17 protein-coding genes and 1 tRNA gene are annotated in these 18038 nt (G+C 68.1%); 8 read left to right on the forward strand and 10 right to left on the reverse strand.

The annotated features are described in order from the left end of the window. Window positions 1-13 precede the first annotated feature (13 nt). The 5 genes from ACLF6J_RS01010 to ACLF6J_RS01030 form a co-directional block, all read right to left on the reverse strand. On the reverse strand, window positions 14-424 hold the full coding sequence (locus ACLF6J_RS01010) for a CueP family metal-binding protein (protein WP_244093460.1): 411 nt from the start codon (window positions 422-424) through the stop codon (window positions 14-16). 293 nt (window positions 425-717) lie between these two features. Beyond that, entirely contained in the window at window positions 718-1308 is a 591-nt protein-coding gene (locus ACLF6J_RS01015) for a DUF305 domain-containing protein (protein WP_134351423.1), read from the reverse strand. Between the two features lie 100 nt (window positions 1309-1408). Beyond that, a complete protein-coding gene (locus ACLF6J_RS01020) occupies window positions 1409-1891 on the reverse strand; it encodes a DUF6153 family protein (protein WP_131491215.1) in 483 nt (160 codons plus the stop codon). 59 nt (window positions 1892-1950) lie between these two features. Then, on the reverse strand, window positions 1951-2139 hold the full coding sequence (locus ACLF6J_RS01025) for a hypothetical protein (protein ID WP_131491214.1): 189 nt from the start codon (window positions 2137-2139) through the stop codon (window positions 1951-1953). A 137-nt stretch (window positions 2140-2276) separates the two neighbouring features. Next, window positions 2277-2349: transfer RNA gene (locus ACLF6J_RS01030), tRNA-Ala, on the reverse strand. Between the two features lie 149 nt (window positions 2350-2498). On the opposite strand from ACLF6J_RS01030, the gene ACLF6J_RS01035 reads away from it, so the two are divergent. Continuing rightward, window positions 2499-3569 carry an NAD(P)-binding domain-containing protein gene (locus ACLF6J_RS01035; protein ID WP_134351421.1) on the forward strand — a complete coding sequence of 357 codons (1071 nt, stop codon included), beginning with the start codon at window positions 2499-2501 and terminating at the stop codon, window positions 3567-3569. Here ACLF6J_RS01035 and ACLF6J_RS01040 read toward each other — a convergent pair. Then, on the reverse strand, window positions 3556-4707 hold the full coding sequence (locus tag ACLF6J_RS01040) for a DUF2804 domain-containing protein (RefSeq protein WP_244093458.1): 1152 nt from the start codon (window positions 4705-4707) through the stop codon (window positions 3556-3558). The two genes, ACLF6J_RS01035 and ACLF6J_RS01040, sit on opposite strands and share 14 nt — an antisense overlap. Here ACLF6J_RS01040 and ACLF6J_RS01045 point away from each other — a divergent pair. Both ACLF6J_RS01045 and ACLF6J_RS01050 read left to right on the forward strand, forming a co-directional pair. Then, window positions 4706-5362 carry an SDR family oxidoreductase gene (locus tag ACLF6J_RS01045; protein ID WP_131491210.1) on the forward strand — a complete coding sequence of 219 codons (657 nt, stop codon included), beginning with the start codon at window positions 4706-4708 and terminating at the stop codon, window positions 5360-5362. The two genes, ACLF6J_RS01040 and ACLF6J_RS01045, sit on opposite strands and share 2 nt — an antisense overlap. A 26-nt stretch (window positions 5363-5388) precedes the next feature. Then, window positions 5389-6585 (forward strand): glycoside hydrolase family 3 N-terminal domain-containing protein, encoded by a 1197-nt coding sequence (locus tag ACLF6J_RS01050; protein ID WP_244093457.1) that lies wholly within the window; start codon window positions 5389-5391, stop codon window positions 6583-6585. Window positions 6586-6592: 7 nt separating this feature from the next. On the opposite strand, the gene ACLF6J_RS01055 is transcribed toward ACLF6J_RS01050, so the two are convergent. From ACLF6J_RS01055 to ACLF6J_RS01065, 3 genes are read right to left on the reverse strand one after another with little or no spacing between them, the layout of a single operon-like run. After that, window positions 6593-7456, reverse strand: a complete 864-nt coding sequence (locus ACLF6J_RS01055; RefSeq protein WP_134351419.1) for a 3-methyladenine DNA glycosylase — start codon at window positions 7454-7456, stop codon at window positions 6593-6595. Between the two features lies 1 nt (window position 7457). Beyond that, window positions 7458-8483, reverse strand: a complete 1026-nt coding sequence (locus tag ACLF6J_RS01060) for an App1 family protein (protein ID WP_134351417.1) — start codon at window positions 8481-8483, stop codon at window positions 7458-7460. 4 nt (window positions 8484-8487) lie between these two features. Continuing rightward, entirely contained in the window at window positions 8488-9159 is a 672-nt protein-coding gene (locus tag ACLF6J_RS01065) for a DedA family protein (RefSeq protein WP_134351414.1), read from the reverse strand. Between the two features lie 41 nt (window positions 9160-9200). Between ACLF6J_RS01065 and ACLF6J_RS01070 the strand changes: the two genes are divergently transcribed. The 4 genes from ACLF6J_RS01070 to ACLF6J_RS01085 all read left to right on the forward strand — a co-directional run bounded on the left by ACLF6J_RS01070 (window position 9201) and on the right by ACLF6J_RS01085 (window position 14657). Beyond that, window positions 9201-10532 (forward strand): anthranilate synthase component I family protein, encoded by a 1332-nt coding sequence (locus ACLF6J_RS01070; RefSeq protein ID WP_244093455.1) that lies wholly within the window; start codon window positions 9201-9203, stop codon window positions 10530-10532. 34 nt (window positions 10533-10566) lie between these two features. Next, a complete protein-coding gene (gene leuS, locus ACLF6J_RS01075) occupies window positions 10567-13143 on the forward strand; it encodes a leucine--tRNA ligase (RefSeq protein ID WP_134353841.1) in 2577 nt (858 codons plus the stop codon). 95 nt (window positions 13144-13238) lie between these two features. Next, complete coding sequence (locus ACLF6J_RS01080; RefSeq protein ID WP_134351412.1) at window positions 13239-13841, forward strand: helix-hairpin-helix domain-containing protein; 603 nt, start codon at window positions 13239-13241, stop codon at window positions 13839-13841. A gap of 396 nt (window positions 13842-14237) precedes the next feature. After that, window positions 14238-14657 (forward strand): hypothetical protein, encoded by a 420-nt coding sequence (locus ACLF6J_RS01085; RefSeq protein WP_134351411.1) that lies wholly within the window; start codon window positions 14238-14240, stop codon window positions 14655-14657. A gap of 277 nt (window positions 14658-14934) precedes the next feature. Here ACLF6J_RS01085 and ACLF6J_RS01090 read toward each other — a convergent pair whose 3' ends face one another. Next, window positions 14935-15198, reverse strand: a complete 264-nt coding sequence (locus ACLF6J_RS01090; protein ID WP_134351409.1) for a hypothetical protein — start codon at window positions 15196-15198, stop codon at window positions 14935-14937. A gap of 762 nt (window positions 15199-15960) precedes the next feature. Here ACLF6J_RS01090 and ACLF6J_RS01095 point away from each other — a divergent pair. Next, on the forward strand, window positions 15961-18009 hold the full coding sequence (locus ACLF6J_RS01095) for a ComEC/Rec2 family competence protein (protein ID WP_244093453.1): 2049 nt from the start codon (window positions 15961-15963) through the stop codon (window positions 18007-18009). The last annotated feature ends 29 nt before the right edge of the window (window positions 18010-18038 follow it).

Raw genomic sequence — 18038 nt, forward strand, 5'->3', positions numbered from 1 at the left:
GCGACGCTCCGGGTCAGAGCAGCTGCAGGTCGGTGATGCAGGTGGGGTCATCCGGCGACGTGGTGGAGATCGGTACCGCTCCGGTGAAGCCCGCGCTCTCGACGCTCAGCGTTGCCTCGATGCCCCGAGGCACCCAGAGACCCGTGAAGCCGTTGTCCTGAGTGCGCCGTGTCTCGTCGACGAGCACTGTTCCGTCAGCAGCGGTCAAGGTTATCCGCACCTCGGTGTCGGAGAGTTCGCCGATGCACGTCGTGAGGCTGTGGAAGTGGCACTCATGGGTCTGATCACGGAACGGCGCGACGGAGATATACACCGCGTCGCGGGGCAACGGCAGTCGGCCTTCACGGCCGTTCGCATCGCGAAGGACGAGTGCGTCCGGTTCGACGGACGCAAGGAGATCGGCCGGCCGGTCCGCGACGGGCATCGCATCCAGTCGCTCGACGACGTCGCCGACCTCGAGCCCGGTGAGGCCGTGCGCGGCGAGTATCTCCTGCGCCGCTGAGTCGACATCGGTGGGGGAAGGGGAAGCCGCGCATCCGGCAAGCGCGATCGCAGCGACGGCCAGCGCGGCGAATGCCGTGGATGGCTTCCATCTCCGTCGGCGCGAGGCGGAGAGAACAGGCGTGGTCGTGCGGAGAGGCTGATTCAGGATGAAGTCCTTCGTACGAGGTGGGGCCGGTGTCAGCGGAGCACGCCGACACCGGCCCCTGAGCGGGATCAGAGAGCGGCCAGGAGGTCGTTCATCTCCTGGATCTCGTCGGTCTGGGCCTCGATGATCGCCTCGGCGAGTGCGATCGCCTCCGGGTCGTTTCCGTCCTCGACCTGCACCTGCGCCATCTCGACGGCGCCCTCATGGTGCACGATCATCTGTTCGAGGAAGAGGCGGGATGCTTCGAGGCCGTCGGCGGCGCGCAGCTGAGCGAGGTCGTCCTCGCTCATCATCCCGTCCCCGTGGTCCATCCCGCTCATGTCGCGATCGTCCGAGCGGATACCCCACTCGCCCAACCACCCTTGGAGTTGGTCGATCTCCGGCCCCTGAGCGGCCTTGATTCGCTCGGCGAGGTCGGTCACCGCGGGGTCTACGCCCTCCGCATCGAGCACGAGGTCGCTCATCTCGATCGCCTGCTCGTGGTGGACGACCATCATCGATGCGAACATGACGTCGGCATCGTTGACGCCGGTCGAGGGCGACGCGGATCCGTGATCCATGCCGGGCATGGAAACGTCGTCGGTGCCGGTTCCGCAACCGGACAGAAGCAGGGCAGCGGACACGGTGAGCGCGGCTGTTGCCGCAGCACGAATCTTCATGGGATATCTCCAATATGCATGGTCGTTGCGCGCGCGCCGGACGGCGCCGCGCGAGGTGAGAAGCCGGGAGCCGGCGGAGGAGTGCGGGCTCGACAACTGCTCAGGTGCGACTGATGCAGAGAACGTGAAGAGAGGGAGCGCGGGGCAAGGCCTGTGCGCGGAAGGAAGGAAGGAATCGTGACTGGAGGAGTGGCTGGAGCCAGCCTCGGATCAGGCTCGGCACGAGAAGGAGCACGAGGGCGAGGAGGAGCCCGAGGACGCACATCATCGCCATGCTGACGTGATCGTCGGTTCCGCACGCCGGGCACGACATCTGGGTCGTGTCGGTGGGGCTCCCGGCCGGGGGTGCTTGCATGATGCCGTGTTGCACCGACGCGGGGTGTTCCCCCGAGATCGACGCGGGGTGGCCCCCCGAGATCGCCGCCGCTGCGGGGGCGTCCGCCGCCGCGGTTCCGTGCAGATTCAGGGTGTGCATGCCGATGAGCCCGACGATGATCGCAGCGACGAGCAGCACGCCCGACAGCACGCCTCGGAAGACGCTCGATGAGCTCCTTCCGGACCACGTCGCCGCCACCGATGCCATGAAAGTAAGTCTACGGGCCCAGGTGTAAGTGATCGCCCGGGAGGGAGGCGGTCGCCGGGTCAGACCTCGGTGTCGTCGGCGTCGTCGTCGGCTCCGGCGGCGACGCGGTCGGCCTCGGCGCTGTCGATGAGCGCGTCGTCCACGTCCGGGTCGAGGATGCGCTCACCGTCGACTTCCTGGGTGGGTGCTCCCTCGCGGTCCTCGTCGTCGGGGATCGGCGGAATCGGGGGAATGATCGGGTTCGACATGATCGCATCCTTTCGTCGAGATGTGTCGACGATACGACGGACCGTGCGCGGGCTGAACCGGGTTGACGGTCGTGAGGACGCGCGCTAGGACGGCTCCGCGAACGGAAGAAGCCCCCGGAGAACCGGGGGCTTTTCGGTGGACCTGAGGGGACTCGAACCCCTGACCCCCTGCATGCCATGCAGGTGCGCTACCAGCTGCGCCACAGGCCCAGACGCTGTTCCGAACCAGCCGGAGCAACTTGAAAAGAGTACTACACGAATCGACGCGAGCACCAATCCGGGTGAGCATCCCGGGCGCGTCCTCGTGTGCGGCAGGAGTGTGCAGGAACAAGCGCACCGACCGCGACGTTGAAGTCGGCGTGAGCATCCTCGACAGTCTGGTGATCGGCGCAGGGCAGGCCGGTCTCTCGGCATCGTTCCACCTCTCGCGGCTCGGGATCTCGCACGTGGTCCTCGACGCCGACGAGCGGCCCGGCGGCGCGTGGCAGCACCGATGGGACGCGCTGACGATGCGTGACGTGCACGGTGTCGCGGAGCTCCCGGGCGACACTCCGCCGCCGCGTGACGGTGCACGCGCCAACGAGGCCGTGCCCGCCTCCTTCGCCCGATACGAGAAGACCCATGCGCTTCCCGTGCTCCGCCCGGTGCACGTCGAGCGCGTGGAAGACCAGGATGGAGTGCTCGTCGTGCGAGCCCGGGAGGGGGAGTGGACGAGCCGCACGCTCGTGAATGCGACCGGTACCTGGTCGCACCCGTTCCTGCCGCACTTCCCCGGCATGGAGACGTTCGTCGGAGAGCAGCTGCACACCGTGGACTATCCGGGGCCGGAGCACTTCATCGGCAAACGCGTGCTCGTGGTGGGGGGAGGAGCGTCCGCCGTGCAGTTCCTCGGAGCGCTCGCGCCGATCACCGAGACCCTGTGGGTCACCCGCCGGGAGCCGGTCTGGCGGGAGGACGACTTCACCCCTGAGGCGGGGGCCGCAGCGGTCGCGCTCGTCGAGCGGCGCGTCGCGGCCGGGCTTCCTCCGCAGAGTGTGGTCAGCGTCACCGGGCTCATGCTGCGCCCGCAGGAGCGCGAGGCCGAGCGTCTCGGAGCGTATGCCGACCGACGCCCCCTGTTCGAGCGGATCGAACCCGACGGTGTGCGCTGGGCGGACGGGAGTTTCGAGCGGGTCGACGTCATCCTGTGGGCCACGGGGTTCCGCCCCGCGATCACTCATCTGGCTCCTCTCCACCTGCGCAGCGCGGCCGGAGGTATCCAGCTCGACCGGAACGGGCGAGGCACGACCGCTGTCGTCGATCCCCGCGTGCAGCTGGTCGGTTACGGCCCCTCGGCGAGCACGATCGGTGCGAACCGTGCCGGTCGCTCGGCCGCGGAGGGTGTCCAGCGAGCACTGCGATCGTCGGACGACCGCGTCACCACCGGTTGAGCACATCCTCGGCGAAGCCTTCGATGCCGTCGACGCGCACCCGCGTTCCCCTATCGTCCAGCGCCCACCCCGTCCAGACTCCGAACAACTGGTCTGTTCTGCTGGCGATGACGACCGCGTTGGTGCGGGAACGCTTGTCGTAGAACGGGGAGAACGTCAGATCGGCGGTTTCGCCGTGTACTCGCCACGGACGCAGGAAGTTCTCGGAGTCGTAGTCCCACACCAGCTCTTCGCTGATCTTCGACAGGTGGCCATCGACCACGAGGGCGTTCTCCGTCGCCCCCGAGCCGTCCGTCCATTTCGAGCCGAGCTGCAACCCGACGACCCGCCCGTCGACGATGCCACTTCCGGCCGCCCAGTTCCAGTGCACGCGATACGGCCAGCGACCACGACCGTGGTCCAGCACCGCCCAACTACCGGTGGGCACCTCGTGTGCGATGTCATCGACCGTGACAGTTCCCGTCGTGGGCCGACCCACGTCTTTCACCGTGTACTGAAACCGCGCGGTGCGCTCTGACCGTCGCCACGGCACGACGACGCCGAGCGATTCGTGACCCACCGGACGCGCCGCGAACAGGTCGAACGACAGCCTCGGGGCGCTGCCCCGCAGACGCGTCCCGTCGACGGCGTCATCGATCTCGAGGGTGAGCCGACGGGTGCGCGCCCTGGCAGGCCCCTCTCCGAGCGAGGAAGGCAGCGTCGCGCTGCGTCCGCCGGCGGAGATCACGGTGGATCCGACATCCTCGCCCGTCGCTCGATCCAGGACCCAGATTTCATGCAACGCCAAGTAGTCGACGCACGAGACCGTGAACGCGATGATGTGCGAGGGCGACATCACGTTCCAGTACTCCCAGCGCTTGTTGCGCCCCCAATGTCGGCGGCCGGGGATGCCGGATGTGTCGTGCAACGGTGTACGCGACCAACCGAGGGCTTCCGGATTCAGTGCTCCGTGTGCAGTGGTGAGGGAGACGCGTCGGGTGATCTCACGCTCGATCAGCGGTGTGGGCATCGTCGTCCTGGTGTCCGGGAAGATGCCATTCGGGTCGGCACCTTTGCCCCGAGTGTAGAGGAACGGAAACTCGCGGACGGCGATGCCGGACCGAGCCGACGTCAGCTCAGGCGCGTAGGGTGAGGGCATGTCACGCATCCTCGTGTTCGGCGGCCACGGCCGCATCGCCCTCCTGCTCGCTCCCTTGCTCGTCGAGCGAGGCGATGAGGTGACGGGGGTGATCCGAAACCCGGCCCATGTCGCCGACGTCGAAGCCGTTGGGGCGAAAGCACTGGTCGCCGATGTCGAGAGTATGGACGTCGAGGCACTCGCCGAGATCATCCGCGGTCACGACGCGGTCGTCTGGTCCGCCGGTGCCGGGGGCGGATCCCCGGAGCGCACGTACGCGGTCGATCGCGATGCCGCGAAACGCTCCATGAACGCGGCGGAGCGGGCCGGCGTGCGGCGCTATGTGATGGTTTCGTGGCTCGGGTCGACGGCGGACCACGGCGTTCCCGAGGACGACTCCTTCTTCCCCTACGCCGATGCCAAGTGGGCTGCGGACGAACACCTGCGCGCGAGCGGGCTCGAGGGCACGATCCTCGCACCGGGCGCGCTCACCTTCGACGAACCGACCTCACGGATCCAGATCGACCCCACGGGGCGGGGTGCGGTGTCTCGAGCCGATGTGGCCGCCGTCATCGCCGCATCGCTGCACGGGCCGTGCACGATCGGGCGGACGATCCGCTTCGGCAACGGCGACCCGGCGTCGGCGGTGCCCATCGCCGACGCGCTCGGCTGCTGACACGGCGGCGCCGCGGAGAAGTCACCATGTCCCGACCCCGACGATGGGCCGCCGGTGCCCTCGTCATCGTCGCGACCACGGTTCTCTGCGTCTCACCGGCGACTACGGCGTCGAGCGCTGTGCCGACGACGACTCCGACCGTCGCCGCAACGGCGGCTGAGCCCGGTGACTTAACCGCCCATGCGACCGCGCTCGTGCGAGGGATGTCGGTGGCGGAGCAGGCGTCCACCGTGGTCATGGGGCATATGGCAGGGACGGATCCGGCGATGCTCCGTGCGTACATGGAGTCCGGCCTCGGCGGGTTCATCCTCATGGGTGCCAACATTCCGGCCACCGAGGGCGAACTGCAGAGTCTGACGACGGCCCTGACGGTGGATCCAGAGCTCCCACCGCTGATCGCGGTCGATCAGGAAGGCGGCATCGTGTCGCGCCTGCACGGTGATGACTACCCGGCGTCCTCGTCGTTGAAGCACCTCCCGGTCGCCGAGACGACCTCGGCGTTCACCGCCCGCGGTTCGCTGGTCGGGCGCGCGGGGATCACGGTGAACTTCGGAACGGTCGCCGACGTCACCGCAGATCCCGGGACCTTCATCTACGGCCGTGCCCTCGGCACCGACCCGGCGAGCGCCGCCGACCGGGTGTCCGCCGCGACCACCGCCCAGGAGCAGTTCGTCGCCTCCACCCTCAAACACTTCCCCGGACACGGTGCGGCGCCCGGCGACTCGCATCACCTGATCCCGAGCACGACGATGGGCCTCGACCAGTGGCGCGAGACCGAGGCGGTGCCCTTCGCAGCGGGGATCGACGCCGGGGCATCCCTCCTGATGTACGGCCACCTCGCCTACACGGCCGTCGACGCATCGCCGGCGTCTCTTTCCGCAAAGTGGCATGAGATCGCCAGGGAGGAGCTCGGCTTCGACGGGGTCGCGGTGACGGATGATCTCGGAATGCTGTTGTCATCCGGCGATCCCGCCTATGCGGATCCGGTGGCGAACGGAGTGTCCGCGATCGCGGCGGGAAACGACCTCGTGCTGATGATCGCCGGTTCCGATGCGAGTACGGCGGGCGCGATGGCGGCGGGCATCGCCACGGCGGTGGAGAAGGGCACCCTGCCGGCGGAGCGGCTCGAAGAGGCAGCGACGCGCGTCGTCGCACTCCGACTGGAGCTCGCTGCGGCCGCGGCGCGGTGGGCGGTCTGCGACGATTGCACGCCGGTGGGCTGACCGGTGCTCAGGCGGCCTCGCGCGCTCCATCGCCGAGCCAGGCGTTCAGCAACGCGGTGCGGAGGGCAGCGCCACGGTCCGCGAAGACCCGCTGCCTGCGCACATACTCTGTTTTTCCCTCGGGTGTCTCGATGGGCACGGGAACCACATCCCACGCGGAGAGATCGTACGGTGCCGCCTGCATGTCGAGGAGTCGGATGTCGCGCGCGAGTTCGAACGAATCCAGGAGCAGTTCGCCGGGGATCAGGGGTCCGAGCTTCGTCGCCCACTTGTACAGGTCCATGCCCGCGTGCAGACAGCCGGGCTGCTCGAACAGAGGCTGCTCGTCGCGGCTCAACGCGGTGCGATTGCGGGGGACCGCTTCGGGAGTGAAGAAGCGGAAGGCGTCGAAATGGGTGCAGCGGAGGTCGTGATTCTCGACCACGGCGTCTGTCCCGGCCTGCCCCAGTCGCAGCGGAACCGCGTGGCGGTGCTCCTCGGCGCGATACACCATCGCCCACTCATGCAGACCGAAGCAGCCGAACTGCCCGGGACGCGATGCCGTGCGGCGGAGCATCTTCTCGATGAGAGCCGCCAGCTCCGCCTTCTCCTGGCCGAAAGCGGCGGCATCGGGCACAGCGCTCCCCGCAGACCGTCCGGGGGAGTACCAGCGCCAGTCGAGGCGTTCGACGGCGTCGGCCAGCTCGACGCCGGCTCCGGGATGCCAGCGACGCAGCTGTGCGGGCTTGTAGGAGTAGTACGTGAACAGGAAGTCCCAGACCGGGTGCTTCTCGGCCCTGGTCGCACGATCTCGGTGGGCAGCGGTGAGGGCATCCGCGCGGTCGCGATGCGCCTCTTCACGGAGCAGCCAGTCCTGGCGGGCGAGGGACATGTCAGTGCAGGATGCCGGCCTCGCCGAGCAGATCGCGCAGCCCGGCGCCGTCTTCGGCGCTCACCCAGGGGGCGACGTCTTCGGAATGCGGCTCGCGGCCGGCCCGGCCGCCGGCCAGGACCGCCTCGGCGGGAAGAAGGCGACGGATGGCCACCCCGGCGACGGAATCGGGATGCTCGTCCATGAACTGGGAGTAGATGGCCTCGTCGTGCTGTCCGTCGTCCCCGATCAGGAGCCACTTGACATCGGGGAACTCCGTCGCGAGACGTCGCAGGTTGGTGAGCTTGTGCTCGCGCCCGCTGCGGAACCAGCGCTCGTGCGTCGGTCCCCAGTCGGTGAGGAGCATGGAACCCGCGGGGAAGAGATGGCGTCCGAGGAAGCGCCACAGCGTGGGGGCGACGTTCCACGCGCCGGTCGAGAGGTACACCATCGGGGCACCCGGATGCTGTCGCAGCAGCTGGTCGAGCAGCACGGCCATCCCCGGCACGGGGAGGCGCGCGTGTTCGTCGAGCACGAAGGAGTTCCAGAAAGCGATGAAGGGACGAGGCAGGGCCGTCACCATCACGGTGTCGTCGACATCGGACACGACGCCGAACCTGGTGCCCTCGGCGACGACGAAAGCCCGTGCCTCCACGGGCTCCTGTCCCTCCACGGAGAACGTGAACGTCTGCCAACCCGGTTCCAGGTCGACGTGGATCGTCGAGTCGACCACCCCGCCACGATCGGCGACGACCTGGTGCGTGGAGTCGCCGATCTGCACGGTCACCGCGGCGAAACCCACCGGGATGCCGACGAAGCTGCGCCAGCCGCGGACACTCGCCGGCTCCCCGTCGCGTGTGCGGCGCTGCGGGGGGACGATCAGCACGCGGCCTACGACACGCACCCAGCCGGGACCCCCGTATCCGGGGAACGGGAGGATCGTCGCGACGCGGCCACGACGGCGCGCGCGACCTTCACGCCAGACATGCAGGCGGTGTTCGAGTCGGGCGAACCAGTGGATCCGGGGCGCCGGGGGAGCGGATGCCATTGCCTCAGTCTTTCACGTCGGCGTCGGCCTCTGTCTCCGGAGCCTTCAGGTGACGGGCCTCAGCCCGCTGCAGCAGCTTCTTGCCGAGGTAGATCAGTAGCAGGAACACGGCGATCACCGCGACGAAGATGTACCCCGCGAAGTGCACGCGGTCGACGAGTTCCCGGAAGCTGCCCGCCGCGAGGGAGGTCACGCTCACGTAGGCGGTCGCCCAGAGGACGCACGCGGGGGCCGTCCAGGCGAGGAACTTGCGGTACGGGTATTCGCTCATGCCGACGGTCAGGGGCACCAGGGAATGCAGGACGGGCAGGAAGCGCGAGAGGAAGATCGCGATGCCGCCGCGGCGTTCGAGGTAGTTCTCGGCGCGGACCCAGTTGTGCTCGCCGATCCGTCGTCCCAGCCAGGACACACGGATGTGGGGTCCCAGCCAGCGCCCGAGCCAGAATCCGATGCTCTCGCCGATCAAGGCGCCGATCACGACCGCGACGCCCATCGCGATGCCCTCCAGGGGAGTCGCCACCCCCATCGAGGCGATGATCACGATCGTGTCACCGGGAACGATGAGCCCGATCAGGATGCTCGTCTCGAGCATGACAGCGAGTCCGGCGATCAGGGTGCGAGCGACCGGATCGACCGACTGCACGGTGTCGAGGAGCCAGATCAGGAGGTCGTCCACCCCATGAGGATACGGGAGCAGCCCGGTCCTAGGCTGGAAAGGTGCCCGAACCGCTGACTGCTCATCCGCTTCCCACCTGGGTGGAGCCGTCTTCGGTGTTTCGGATGATCGAGGCGCGGGGCATCGACGTCTTCTGGCTGGATGCCGGCGCGCGGGCGACGGAAGGCTGGAGCTTCATCGGGACGGGGAAGCGTTCGAGCCTCCCGCGGGACGTGCCTCTCGACGCCCCTTCGACCGACCCGTCGCGGCCGCCGTTCACCGGGGGGTGGGTGGGCTGGCTCGACTACGAGAGCGGAGCATCGGCGTCCGGCGCACCGGTCGCACAGTCGGAGGAGACGCCAGGAGGGTCCTGGTTGCTCGTCACGCATGTCGTCGCCTTCGATCATGCGCGCCGTCGCACCTGGGCTCTCTCCTCCGCAGATGACCTCGAGGTCTGGACGGACGAGGTCCACGCAGCGACGGAAGCCGCTGAGCGTCCCGGCAGTGAGGGATCCTTTGCGGGCGCGGCCGCGGCCCCACGTGTTGCGGAGCCCAGGCACACCCCACACGAATACCTCGCACTCATCGAACGCTGCCGTGACCTCATCCGCGCAGGCATCGCCTACCAGCTGTGCCTGACCACACGCTTCACCGTTCCCGGCACCCATGACCCGGTCGCCGTGTACGACCGCCTCCGAGGAGCGACCCCCGCCCACCACGGCGGTTTCGTCCGCATCGGCGACCACACGCTGCTGAGCGCCAGTCCGGAACAGTTCCTCCACGCCGAAGGGGGAGTGATCCGGACGCGCCCCATCAAGGGAACGAGGCCCCGGAGCGCCGATCCCCTCGAAGACGCCGCGCTCGCCGCAGAACTCGCCGGCGACCGCAAGGAGCGTGCGGAGAACGTCATGATCGTCGACCTCATGCGCAACGACCTGTCGCGGGTGTGCGTGCCGGGGACGATCCGCGTGGAAGGGCTCTGGGTGGTCGAGAGCTATCCCGCCGTGCACCAGCTGGTGAGCACCGTGAGCGGAACGGCAGAGCCGGGGGCCACGGTCGGCGCCCTTCTCGACGCGACCTTCCCCGCCGGCAGTATGACGGGAGCGCCCAAGCTCTCGGCGATGACCAGGCTGCATGAACTCGAAGGCGGCGCGCGGGGAGTGTACGCGGGGTGCTTCGGCTACATCGGCGCGGACGGGGTGCTCGACCTCGCCATGGTCATCCGCAGCATCCTCCTCGACGGAGAGAAGGCGGTGGTCGGTGCGGGCGGCGGAATCACCTGGGGTTCGATCGCCGCTGCCGAGGTCGCCGAGGTGGCGATCAAGGCGCGGGCGCCGCTCGCCGCCCTCGGTGCGGAAACGCCTGTGTCCTGGCGTTCCGATATCCTGAACTGATCCCGCTTTTCCCTTCAGATTGGTCGTGCGTTCGTTGTCTGAGAACCTGTCCACCGCCCCTGCCGACGACGAGGCCCCGTCGGCGCACGCCATCCAGAACAAGTGGCAGAAGTACTGGGCGGAGAACGGCACGTTCCTCACGGGCGGCGACGACGACACCCGGCCGCGCCGATACGTGCTCGCGATGTTCCCGTACCCGTCCGGCGACCTGCACATGGGCCACGCGGAGAACTACCTCTACTCCGACATCGTGGCGCGCTTCTGGCGCCACCGCGGGCACAACGTCCTGAATCCGATCGGCTGGGACTCGTTCGGGCTGCCCGCGGAGAACGCCGCGATCCGTCAGGGAGCCGACCCTCGGGACTGGACCTATCAGAACATCGCGCAGCAGAAGGTGGGCTTCGAGGCGTACGGCGTCTCGTTCGACTGGAGCCGCGTGCTGCACACCTCCGACCCCGAGTACTACCGCTGGAACCAGTGGCTGTTCTTGAAGCTGTACGAGCGCGGGCTGGCGTATCGCAAGAAGAGTCCGGTCAACTGGTGCCCGAACGACCAGACGGTGCTGGCGAACGAGCAGGTCGTCGACGGACGCTGTGATCGCTGTGGCGCCGAGGTGGTCAAGAAGAAGCTCACGCAGTGGTACTTCCGGATCACCGACTACGCCGACCGTCTGCTCGACGACCTGAACCAGCTCGAGGGGTTCTGGCCGCACAAGGTGCTGCAGATGCAGCGCAACTGGATCGGTCGCTCGGTGGGTGCCGACGTCGACTTCCTGATCGAGGGTCGCGAGGAGCCGGTCACGGTGTTCTCGACGCGCCCCGACACGCTGCACGGCGCGACGTTCTTCGTGGTCGCACCCGACTCCGACCTGGCATCCGAACTCGCCGCCGGTGCCTCCGAAGATGTGCGTGAGCGCTTCCAGACGTACCTGGAGCAGGTGCAGAAGGAGACCGACATCGATCGGCAGTCCACGGATCGCCCGAAGACCGGTGTGTTCCTCGAGCGCTACGCGATCAACCCGGTCAACGGCGAGAAGCTGCCGGTGTGGGCAGCGGACTACGTGCTGGCCGACTACGGACACGGGGCGGTCATGGCTGTCCCGGCGCACGATCAGCGCGACCTGGACTTCGCCCGTGCGTTCGACCTGCCCGTCAAGGTCGTCGTCGACACGACCGCTCCCGTCACGGGGGCGATGCCCGTGATCGAGGTCGATGAAGACGGCGTGCCGATCGACACCGGTGCCGCGCTCGAGGAGCAGAGCCCCGCGGCCACCGGTATCGCTCTCACAGGCGAGGGCCGCATGATCAACTCGGGCGCTCTGAACGGTCTGTCCAAGCGCAACGCCATCGCGCGGGCGATCGAGCAGCTGGAGGCATCGGGCACCGGCCGTGCCGCCAAGAACTACCGTCTGCGCGACTGGCTGATCTCGCGTCAGCGGTTCTGGGGCACACCGATCCCGATGCTGCACGCTGAGGACGGGAGCATCATCCCGGTTCCCGAGGACAAGCTCCCCGTGAAGCTGCCGAGCGTCGAGGGGCTCGACCTCAAGCCCAAGGGGACGTCGCCGCTGGGCGGTGCCGAGAGCTGGGTCCGTACGACGGACCCGCGGACGGGCGACCCGGTGCTGCGCGACCCCGACACGATGGACACGTTCGTGGACAGCTCGTGGTACTTCCTGCGCTTCCTTTCGCCGAACAGCGACACCGTGGCGTTCGATCCCGCGCAGGCGGCCCGCTGGGCGCCGGTCGACTCCTACATCGGCGGCGTCGAGCACGCGATCCTGCACCTGCTGTACGCGCGCTTCATCACGAAGGTGCTCTTCGACATGGGGCTGATCGACTTCACCGAGCCCTTCTCGAACCTGATCAACCAGGGCATGGTGCTGCTCGACGGGCAGAAGATGTCCAAGAGCAAGGGCAACCTGGTGCTCTTCCAGGAGGAGCTCGACGCCCACGGCGCCGACGCCCTGCGTGTCGGGCTGGCGTTCGCCGGGCCCGTGGAAGACGACAAGGACTGGGCCGACGTCTCGACGACCGGCGCTCAGAAGTTCCTGGCCCGCGCGATGCGCGTCGCCGGCGAGGTGTCGAGCGCCGTCGACGTGGTCTTCGACGGCGGTGACGCCGCTCTCCGCCGCGCCACGCACAAGTTGCTCTCGGAGGCACCGGCACTCGTCGAGCAGACGAAGTTCAACGTCCTGGTCGCGCGCCTCATGGAGCTCGTGAACATCACCCGCAAGACGATCGATGGCGCCGCCGGTGCAGGGGATCCTGCCGTGCGCGAGGCGGCGGAGACGATCGCCGTGATGCTCGACCTGATCGCGCCGCACACCGCGGAGGAGATGTGGGAGATGCTCGGACACGAGCCTTCCGTCGGCCTCGTGACGTGGCGCTCCGCCGACCCGGCGCTTCTGGTCGAGGACACGGTCACCGCTGTCGTGCAGGTCGGGGGCAAGGTGCGTGCGCAGCTCGAGGTGCCGGCGCGGATCGGCGAGTCCGAGCTCGAGGCGCTGGCGCGTGCGGACGAGCGTGTGATCCGTTCCATCGGAGACCGCGAGATCGTGAAGGTCGTCGTGAGGGCGCCCAAGATCGTCAGTTTCGTCGTCAAGGGGTGATCGCCTCTTCTCCACGGTGGACGCCCGGGACGGGTTGTCCACCGCGGATGTTTCGGGACGCTCGGGGGATCCGCGACCTCGCCTAGCTTGGCCGGATGGCATCCCCGCAGGCACCGTCTCCGCCGCCGCTCCGGCATCGGCTGCGGCTGAGCATCGGCGCGGCCGTGGTGCTGGGACTCGTGGTCCTGTCGGCGGCTGTCGGATTGGGTATCCTCCGCGGGCAGACGCCGCCCACCGAGTCCGTGCCGCTCACAGACGATGAGGCGAGGGTGGGGTCCACCGGAGAGCTCTACGTCCACGTGCTCGGCGCGGTGGCGGCTCCCGGTCTCTACGTGCTCGATCCGGACGCGCGACTCGTCGACGCCCTGGCGGCCGCGGGCGGGACCACGGACGTCGCCGACCTCGCGGCGGTCAATCTTGCGCGGCTGCTCGAAGACGGAGAGCAGATCATCGTGCCGACGGTCGGCGCCGCTGCTGCGGAGTCGGGAGCCGCCCCGCCCGGGGACGACCGTATCGATCTCAACACCGCCGACCAGGCGGCGCTGGAGACTCTCCCGCGCATCGGTCCGGCACTCGCGGCACGGATCATCGCCTGGCGGGAAGAGAACGGTCGCTTCCGTTCCGTGGACGATCTGGTCGCCGTCCCCGGCATCGGGGAGAAGCTTCTTGCCGGCATTCGCGATGGCGCACGGGTGTGAGGCGTCGTGACCTGCGGCTGCTGCCTCTCGCCGTCGCGGTCTGGGCGGTGGCGCTGCTGTGCGTGCTGCTCCCCGCGGCGGCGTGGGGGTGCGCGGCCGTGTGCGGAACCGGGGCGGTGGGTGTCGTGGCGCATCTTCTCCACCGCCGCGGCTCGCTCGCGCGGCCGTCTACTTGGGCTGGGATTCTCGTCGTCGTGCTCTCTGCGGCCGCAGGCACCGCTCTGGCAGTGGCACACGGGCGAGTCGGCGTGGGAGTACCGCCGTCGTTGCATACCGTCACGCTGAGGTCACGCACTCGACCAGGACCACTCGGCGCTACTGCCAGTGGAATCACCATTCCCCGACACCAGGGAGCACCTGGGACATTTAGCGCAGATGTCGGCTTTGATGGAGCCTATGAAGAGACCTGCGCTGCTCGGAGCTTCAGCCCTGATGATCGCGTTGCTTGTCGGCTGCGTCGCGCAACCTGATCTCACCCCTGAACTGAGCGAGGAAGCTCGGGCGCAGGATACCTTGCCGACGGAGGTGGATGAGTTGGACGGTCTACAGCTGGACGAGTCCACCTTCCGCTTCGCTGGCGAAGAGGAGGGCTGGCGAGTCTTCATCGGGCGCGCTGCGGCGGTCGATGAGGTGGTCTCCTACTGTCTCGTGGCCTTCTCCACTGATGAGGAGCACCAGGGCCAGTGCGCCTCATCGCTGCCTGTTCGCGTGAACCCTCTGGGAGGTCCATCGTTCTGGTTCACTGGGAGCACGGGGACGAACCCGGATGGCTACGAGCAGTTGTCCCCGAGCGTCTATTGGAAGCCAGCGGAGTAAACTCGCGCGTCCTCATCACTACGTCCATCCCGACGACCCCAGCGATGTGGGGGACGTCGCGACCACCCCTGAGGCGGTTCAGCGTGAATTTCGCAGAGAACCGCCCCAGATGAGCCGGTCACACTGCTCCCGACCTGCCCAGTGCTGGCAGATGCGCTTGGCAATCCCGACGGACTTCTTCGTCGCGCCGATGTAGACCTGGCGGTACTCGCTGTTCCGGTGCTTTCTCTCGGCCTCCTCACTCGAAGGATCCACCCAGGACGAGAGCATTGGGTTGTCAGCCTCGGATCACGTCGACTTCCACCGCCTCGTCAAAGTCCGTGAAAATGATGAGAGCTTTGTCGGGAACCTTCCAACCGACCTTGTCGGCCGAGAACGAGTGGGTCGTGGGTGAGATATCCGCCGTGCAGACATCGTTCGTCGACGGCTCGAACGTCACCACAAGCTGATCGTCATCGACCTCGATCGCCGAGGCAGTCGGTGGACAACTCCCGCTTCCCAGCGTGACGACATCGACGCTTCCGTCGTCGTAAGCGATCACGAATGGACCCTCACTGCGCCCCTCGAGTTGAACGCTGTCGGGGACACCCTTAGTTCGCGAGTCCGCAATACCGGATGAGGAGCATGACGCGAGCATGCACGTCATCGCGATCAATGATGCAGCGAGGAAGGTTCGCGTCGTTCGCATCGTGCTCCCCATCTGGGTCAGGAGGTCGTGTAGACCAGGCTATGGACCGACTGAGCGGATGCCCAGCGGTGCAGCGGGGCGAACCCAGTGTTGGCTGAGCACTTGCGCTTGGCAATCCCGACGGACTTCTTCGTCGCGCCGACGTAGACCTGGCGGTACTCGCTGTCCCGGTGCTTTCTCTCGGCCTCAGGGCAGGAGGGATGATCTCTCTCTGCACCGGCGGCGATTCGTATCGGTTGTCCGCCGCTGCCGGTCTTGCCGTGACGCGTGGTCGCTGCACGTTCGTAGCGTGGCGGGGTGTCGCAGCCAGAGTTCCGCACGGAAGACCGTCGATCGCGTGTGAAACCCCGTGATCTGCGGCTGGTGCCGTCGGCCGCAGTGGTATGGGCGGGTGCCCTGCTGTGCGTCTTCTTCCCGATGTCGGCGTGGTGGACGGTGGGCGGCTGTGCCGCTGGCACGGTCATCCTCATGCTCGGGATACGTCGTGGAATAGTCCGACGACTTCCGGGCGGCGGAGGTCTTGCTGTACTGGTTCTCGCCGCTCTTGCAGCCACGGGCCTTTCTGTGGCCCTCACCCTCCCCACACGCGAGCGAGTCGCCGAATGGTCGGGGAGCATGGCAGAAGTCACGGGGACGGTGACCTCGTCGGCATCGATCGGCCAAGATGGGCGACTGTGGTTTGACGCGCAGACGATGACCATCGGTACTCTCGGTCGTCCGACGATGTTGTCTGCACCGGTGCGCATCGGCATCGAACCGCGCGACGGGTTCGAACTCGGTGCACGGATCCGCGTCGTGGGGGAGGCGTCCGCGACGGACGCGGGGGAGCGCGCCACCCTGGTCGTCTTCGCGAGCGAGGCGGAGGTGGTCGAGCCAGCGGGTGGCGTGTTCGCTGCTGCGGCGGCCCTCAAGCACGCCTTCGTCGCCCGGTCGTTGCGTCTGCCCGAACCCGGTGCCGGTCTGCTGCCGGGGCTCGCGGTGGGCGACACCAGGGCGGTCACCCCGGAGCTGAACGACGACATGCGCACGAGTGGACTCAGCCACCTGACGGCGGTGAGCGGCGCGAACTGCGCGATCGTCGTCGTCGCGCTCTTCTGGCTGACGGCGTTGTGCGGAGGAGGGCGCGCATTGCGCGTCGTGCTCTCCCTCGCGGGCTTGGCCGGGTTCGTCGTCTTGGTCACTCCGGAGCCGAGCGTCATCCGTGCAGCGGTCATGGCGGCCATCGGGATGCTCACCGTGCTGCTCGGACGTCCGAGTGCGGGCGCGGGCATGCTCTCCCTGTGCACCGTGGGCATACTCCTCGCCGATCCGTGGCTCGCGACGTCACCGGGTTTCGCGCTCTCGGTGGCGGCATCCGGGGCGTTGATACTGCTCGCCCCGCCTCTTGCCCGGGGGCTGGCGACGGTCATGCCCGACACGGTGGCGCTGGCGATCGCGGTCCCGCTCGCCGCGCAACTGGCATGCGGGCCGATCATCGCCTTGTTCGCAGAGCAGCAATCGCTGATCGGGGTCGCTGCGAATCTCCTCGCCGCTCCGGCGGCACCGATCGCCACGGTGATCGGTCTGCTGGCGTGTCTTGCTGCGCCGTTGCCGTTCCTCGCTGATCTGCTGACAGCGGCGTCCTGGCTTCCCGCCGCTTGGATCGCGACGACCGCCACGACGACGGCGCGACTGCCGAACGCGCAGCTGCTGCTTCCGGCGGGGTTCGGCAGCGCGGCATTGGTGGCACTCGTCAGCGTGTGCGTGTCGGTCGTCCTCCTCCGATCCGCTGATGTTCCGCGCCGGCCGGCCACCGTGCGTGCGATGGTGTTCCTGCGACGCGGCGCGGCGGCGGTCCTCATCATCGTGTCGTCGCTCGCCGGTGCCCGCATTCTCCTCGACGGTCCGCTCGCGACCGTGGCGTCGCCGGAGGGATGGTCCGTCGCCGCGTGCGACGTCGGTCAAGGAGATGCGCTGATCGTGCGCTCCGGCGACGGCGTCGCACTGATCGACACCGGGCCGGCGCCGGAACCGCTGGAAGCGTGTCTGCGATCTCTCGGGGTGGAGCGGATCGACCTCCTCGTCCTGACACATTTCGACCTCGACCACGTCGGCGGGACCACCGCCGTCGTCGGTCGGGTGGACGCGGTGCTGCACGGACCCGTCACCGAGGATTCCGAGCGGCGCCTCCTTGCCGCGCTCCTCGACGGCGGTGCACGTGTCGACGAGGCCTGGGCAGGACAGCAGGGCGAACTCGGGGAGGCGACGTGGCGTGTCCTCTGGCCCCGGAGAGGGTCTCCTGTCTTTCCCTCAGGCAATGACGCCAGTGTGGTGATGGAGTTTGACGGGGGAGGAGTGCCGCGATCCCTGTTCCTCGGAGACCTCGCTGCGGCCTCCCAGCGCATGCTGATGCGTGCGGCAGACCTCGGCGGGTACGACGTGGTCAAGGTGGCCCATCACGGCAGCGCGGATCAGGACCCCGGCCTGTACGAGGCGCTTCGGGCCCGGGTGGCGTTGTTCAGCGTCGGTGCGGACAACGACTACGGTCATCCGCGTATCGAGACTCTCGACCTTCTGACAGCGACCGGGGCGCAGGATCTGCGCACGGACCAGCAGGGGAGGATCCTGCTCGGCGTGCACGGCGACGAACTGCAGGTGTGGACGGAGCGTGCAGGTGAGGAGTGAGGAGAATGCCAGCCGAGCGGTGTCGGTGA

Source organism: Microbacterium sp. IO18 (assembly GCF_049099505.1).
GTDB lineage: Bacteria > Actinomycetota > Actinomycetes > Actinomycetales > Microbacteriaceae > Microbacterium > Microbacterium aurugineum.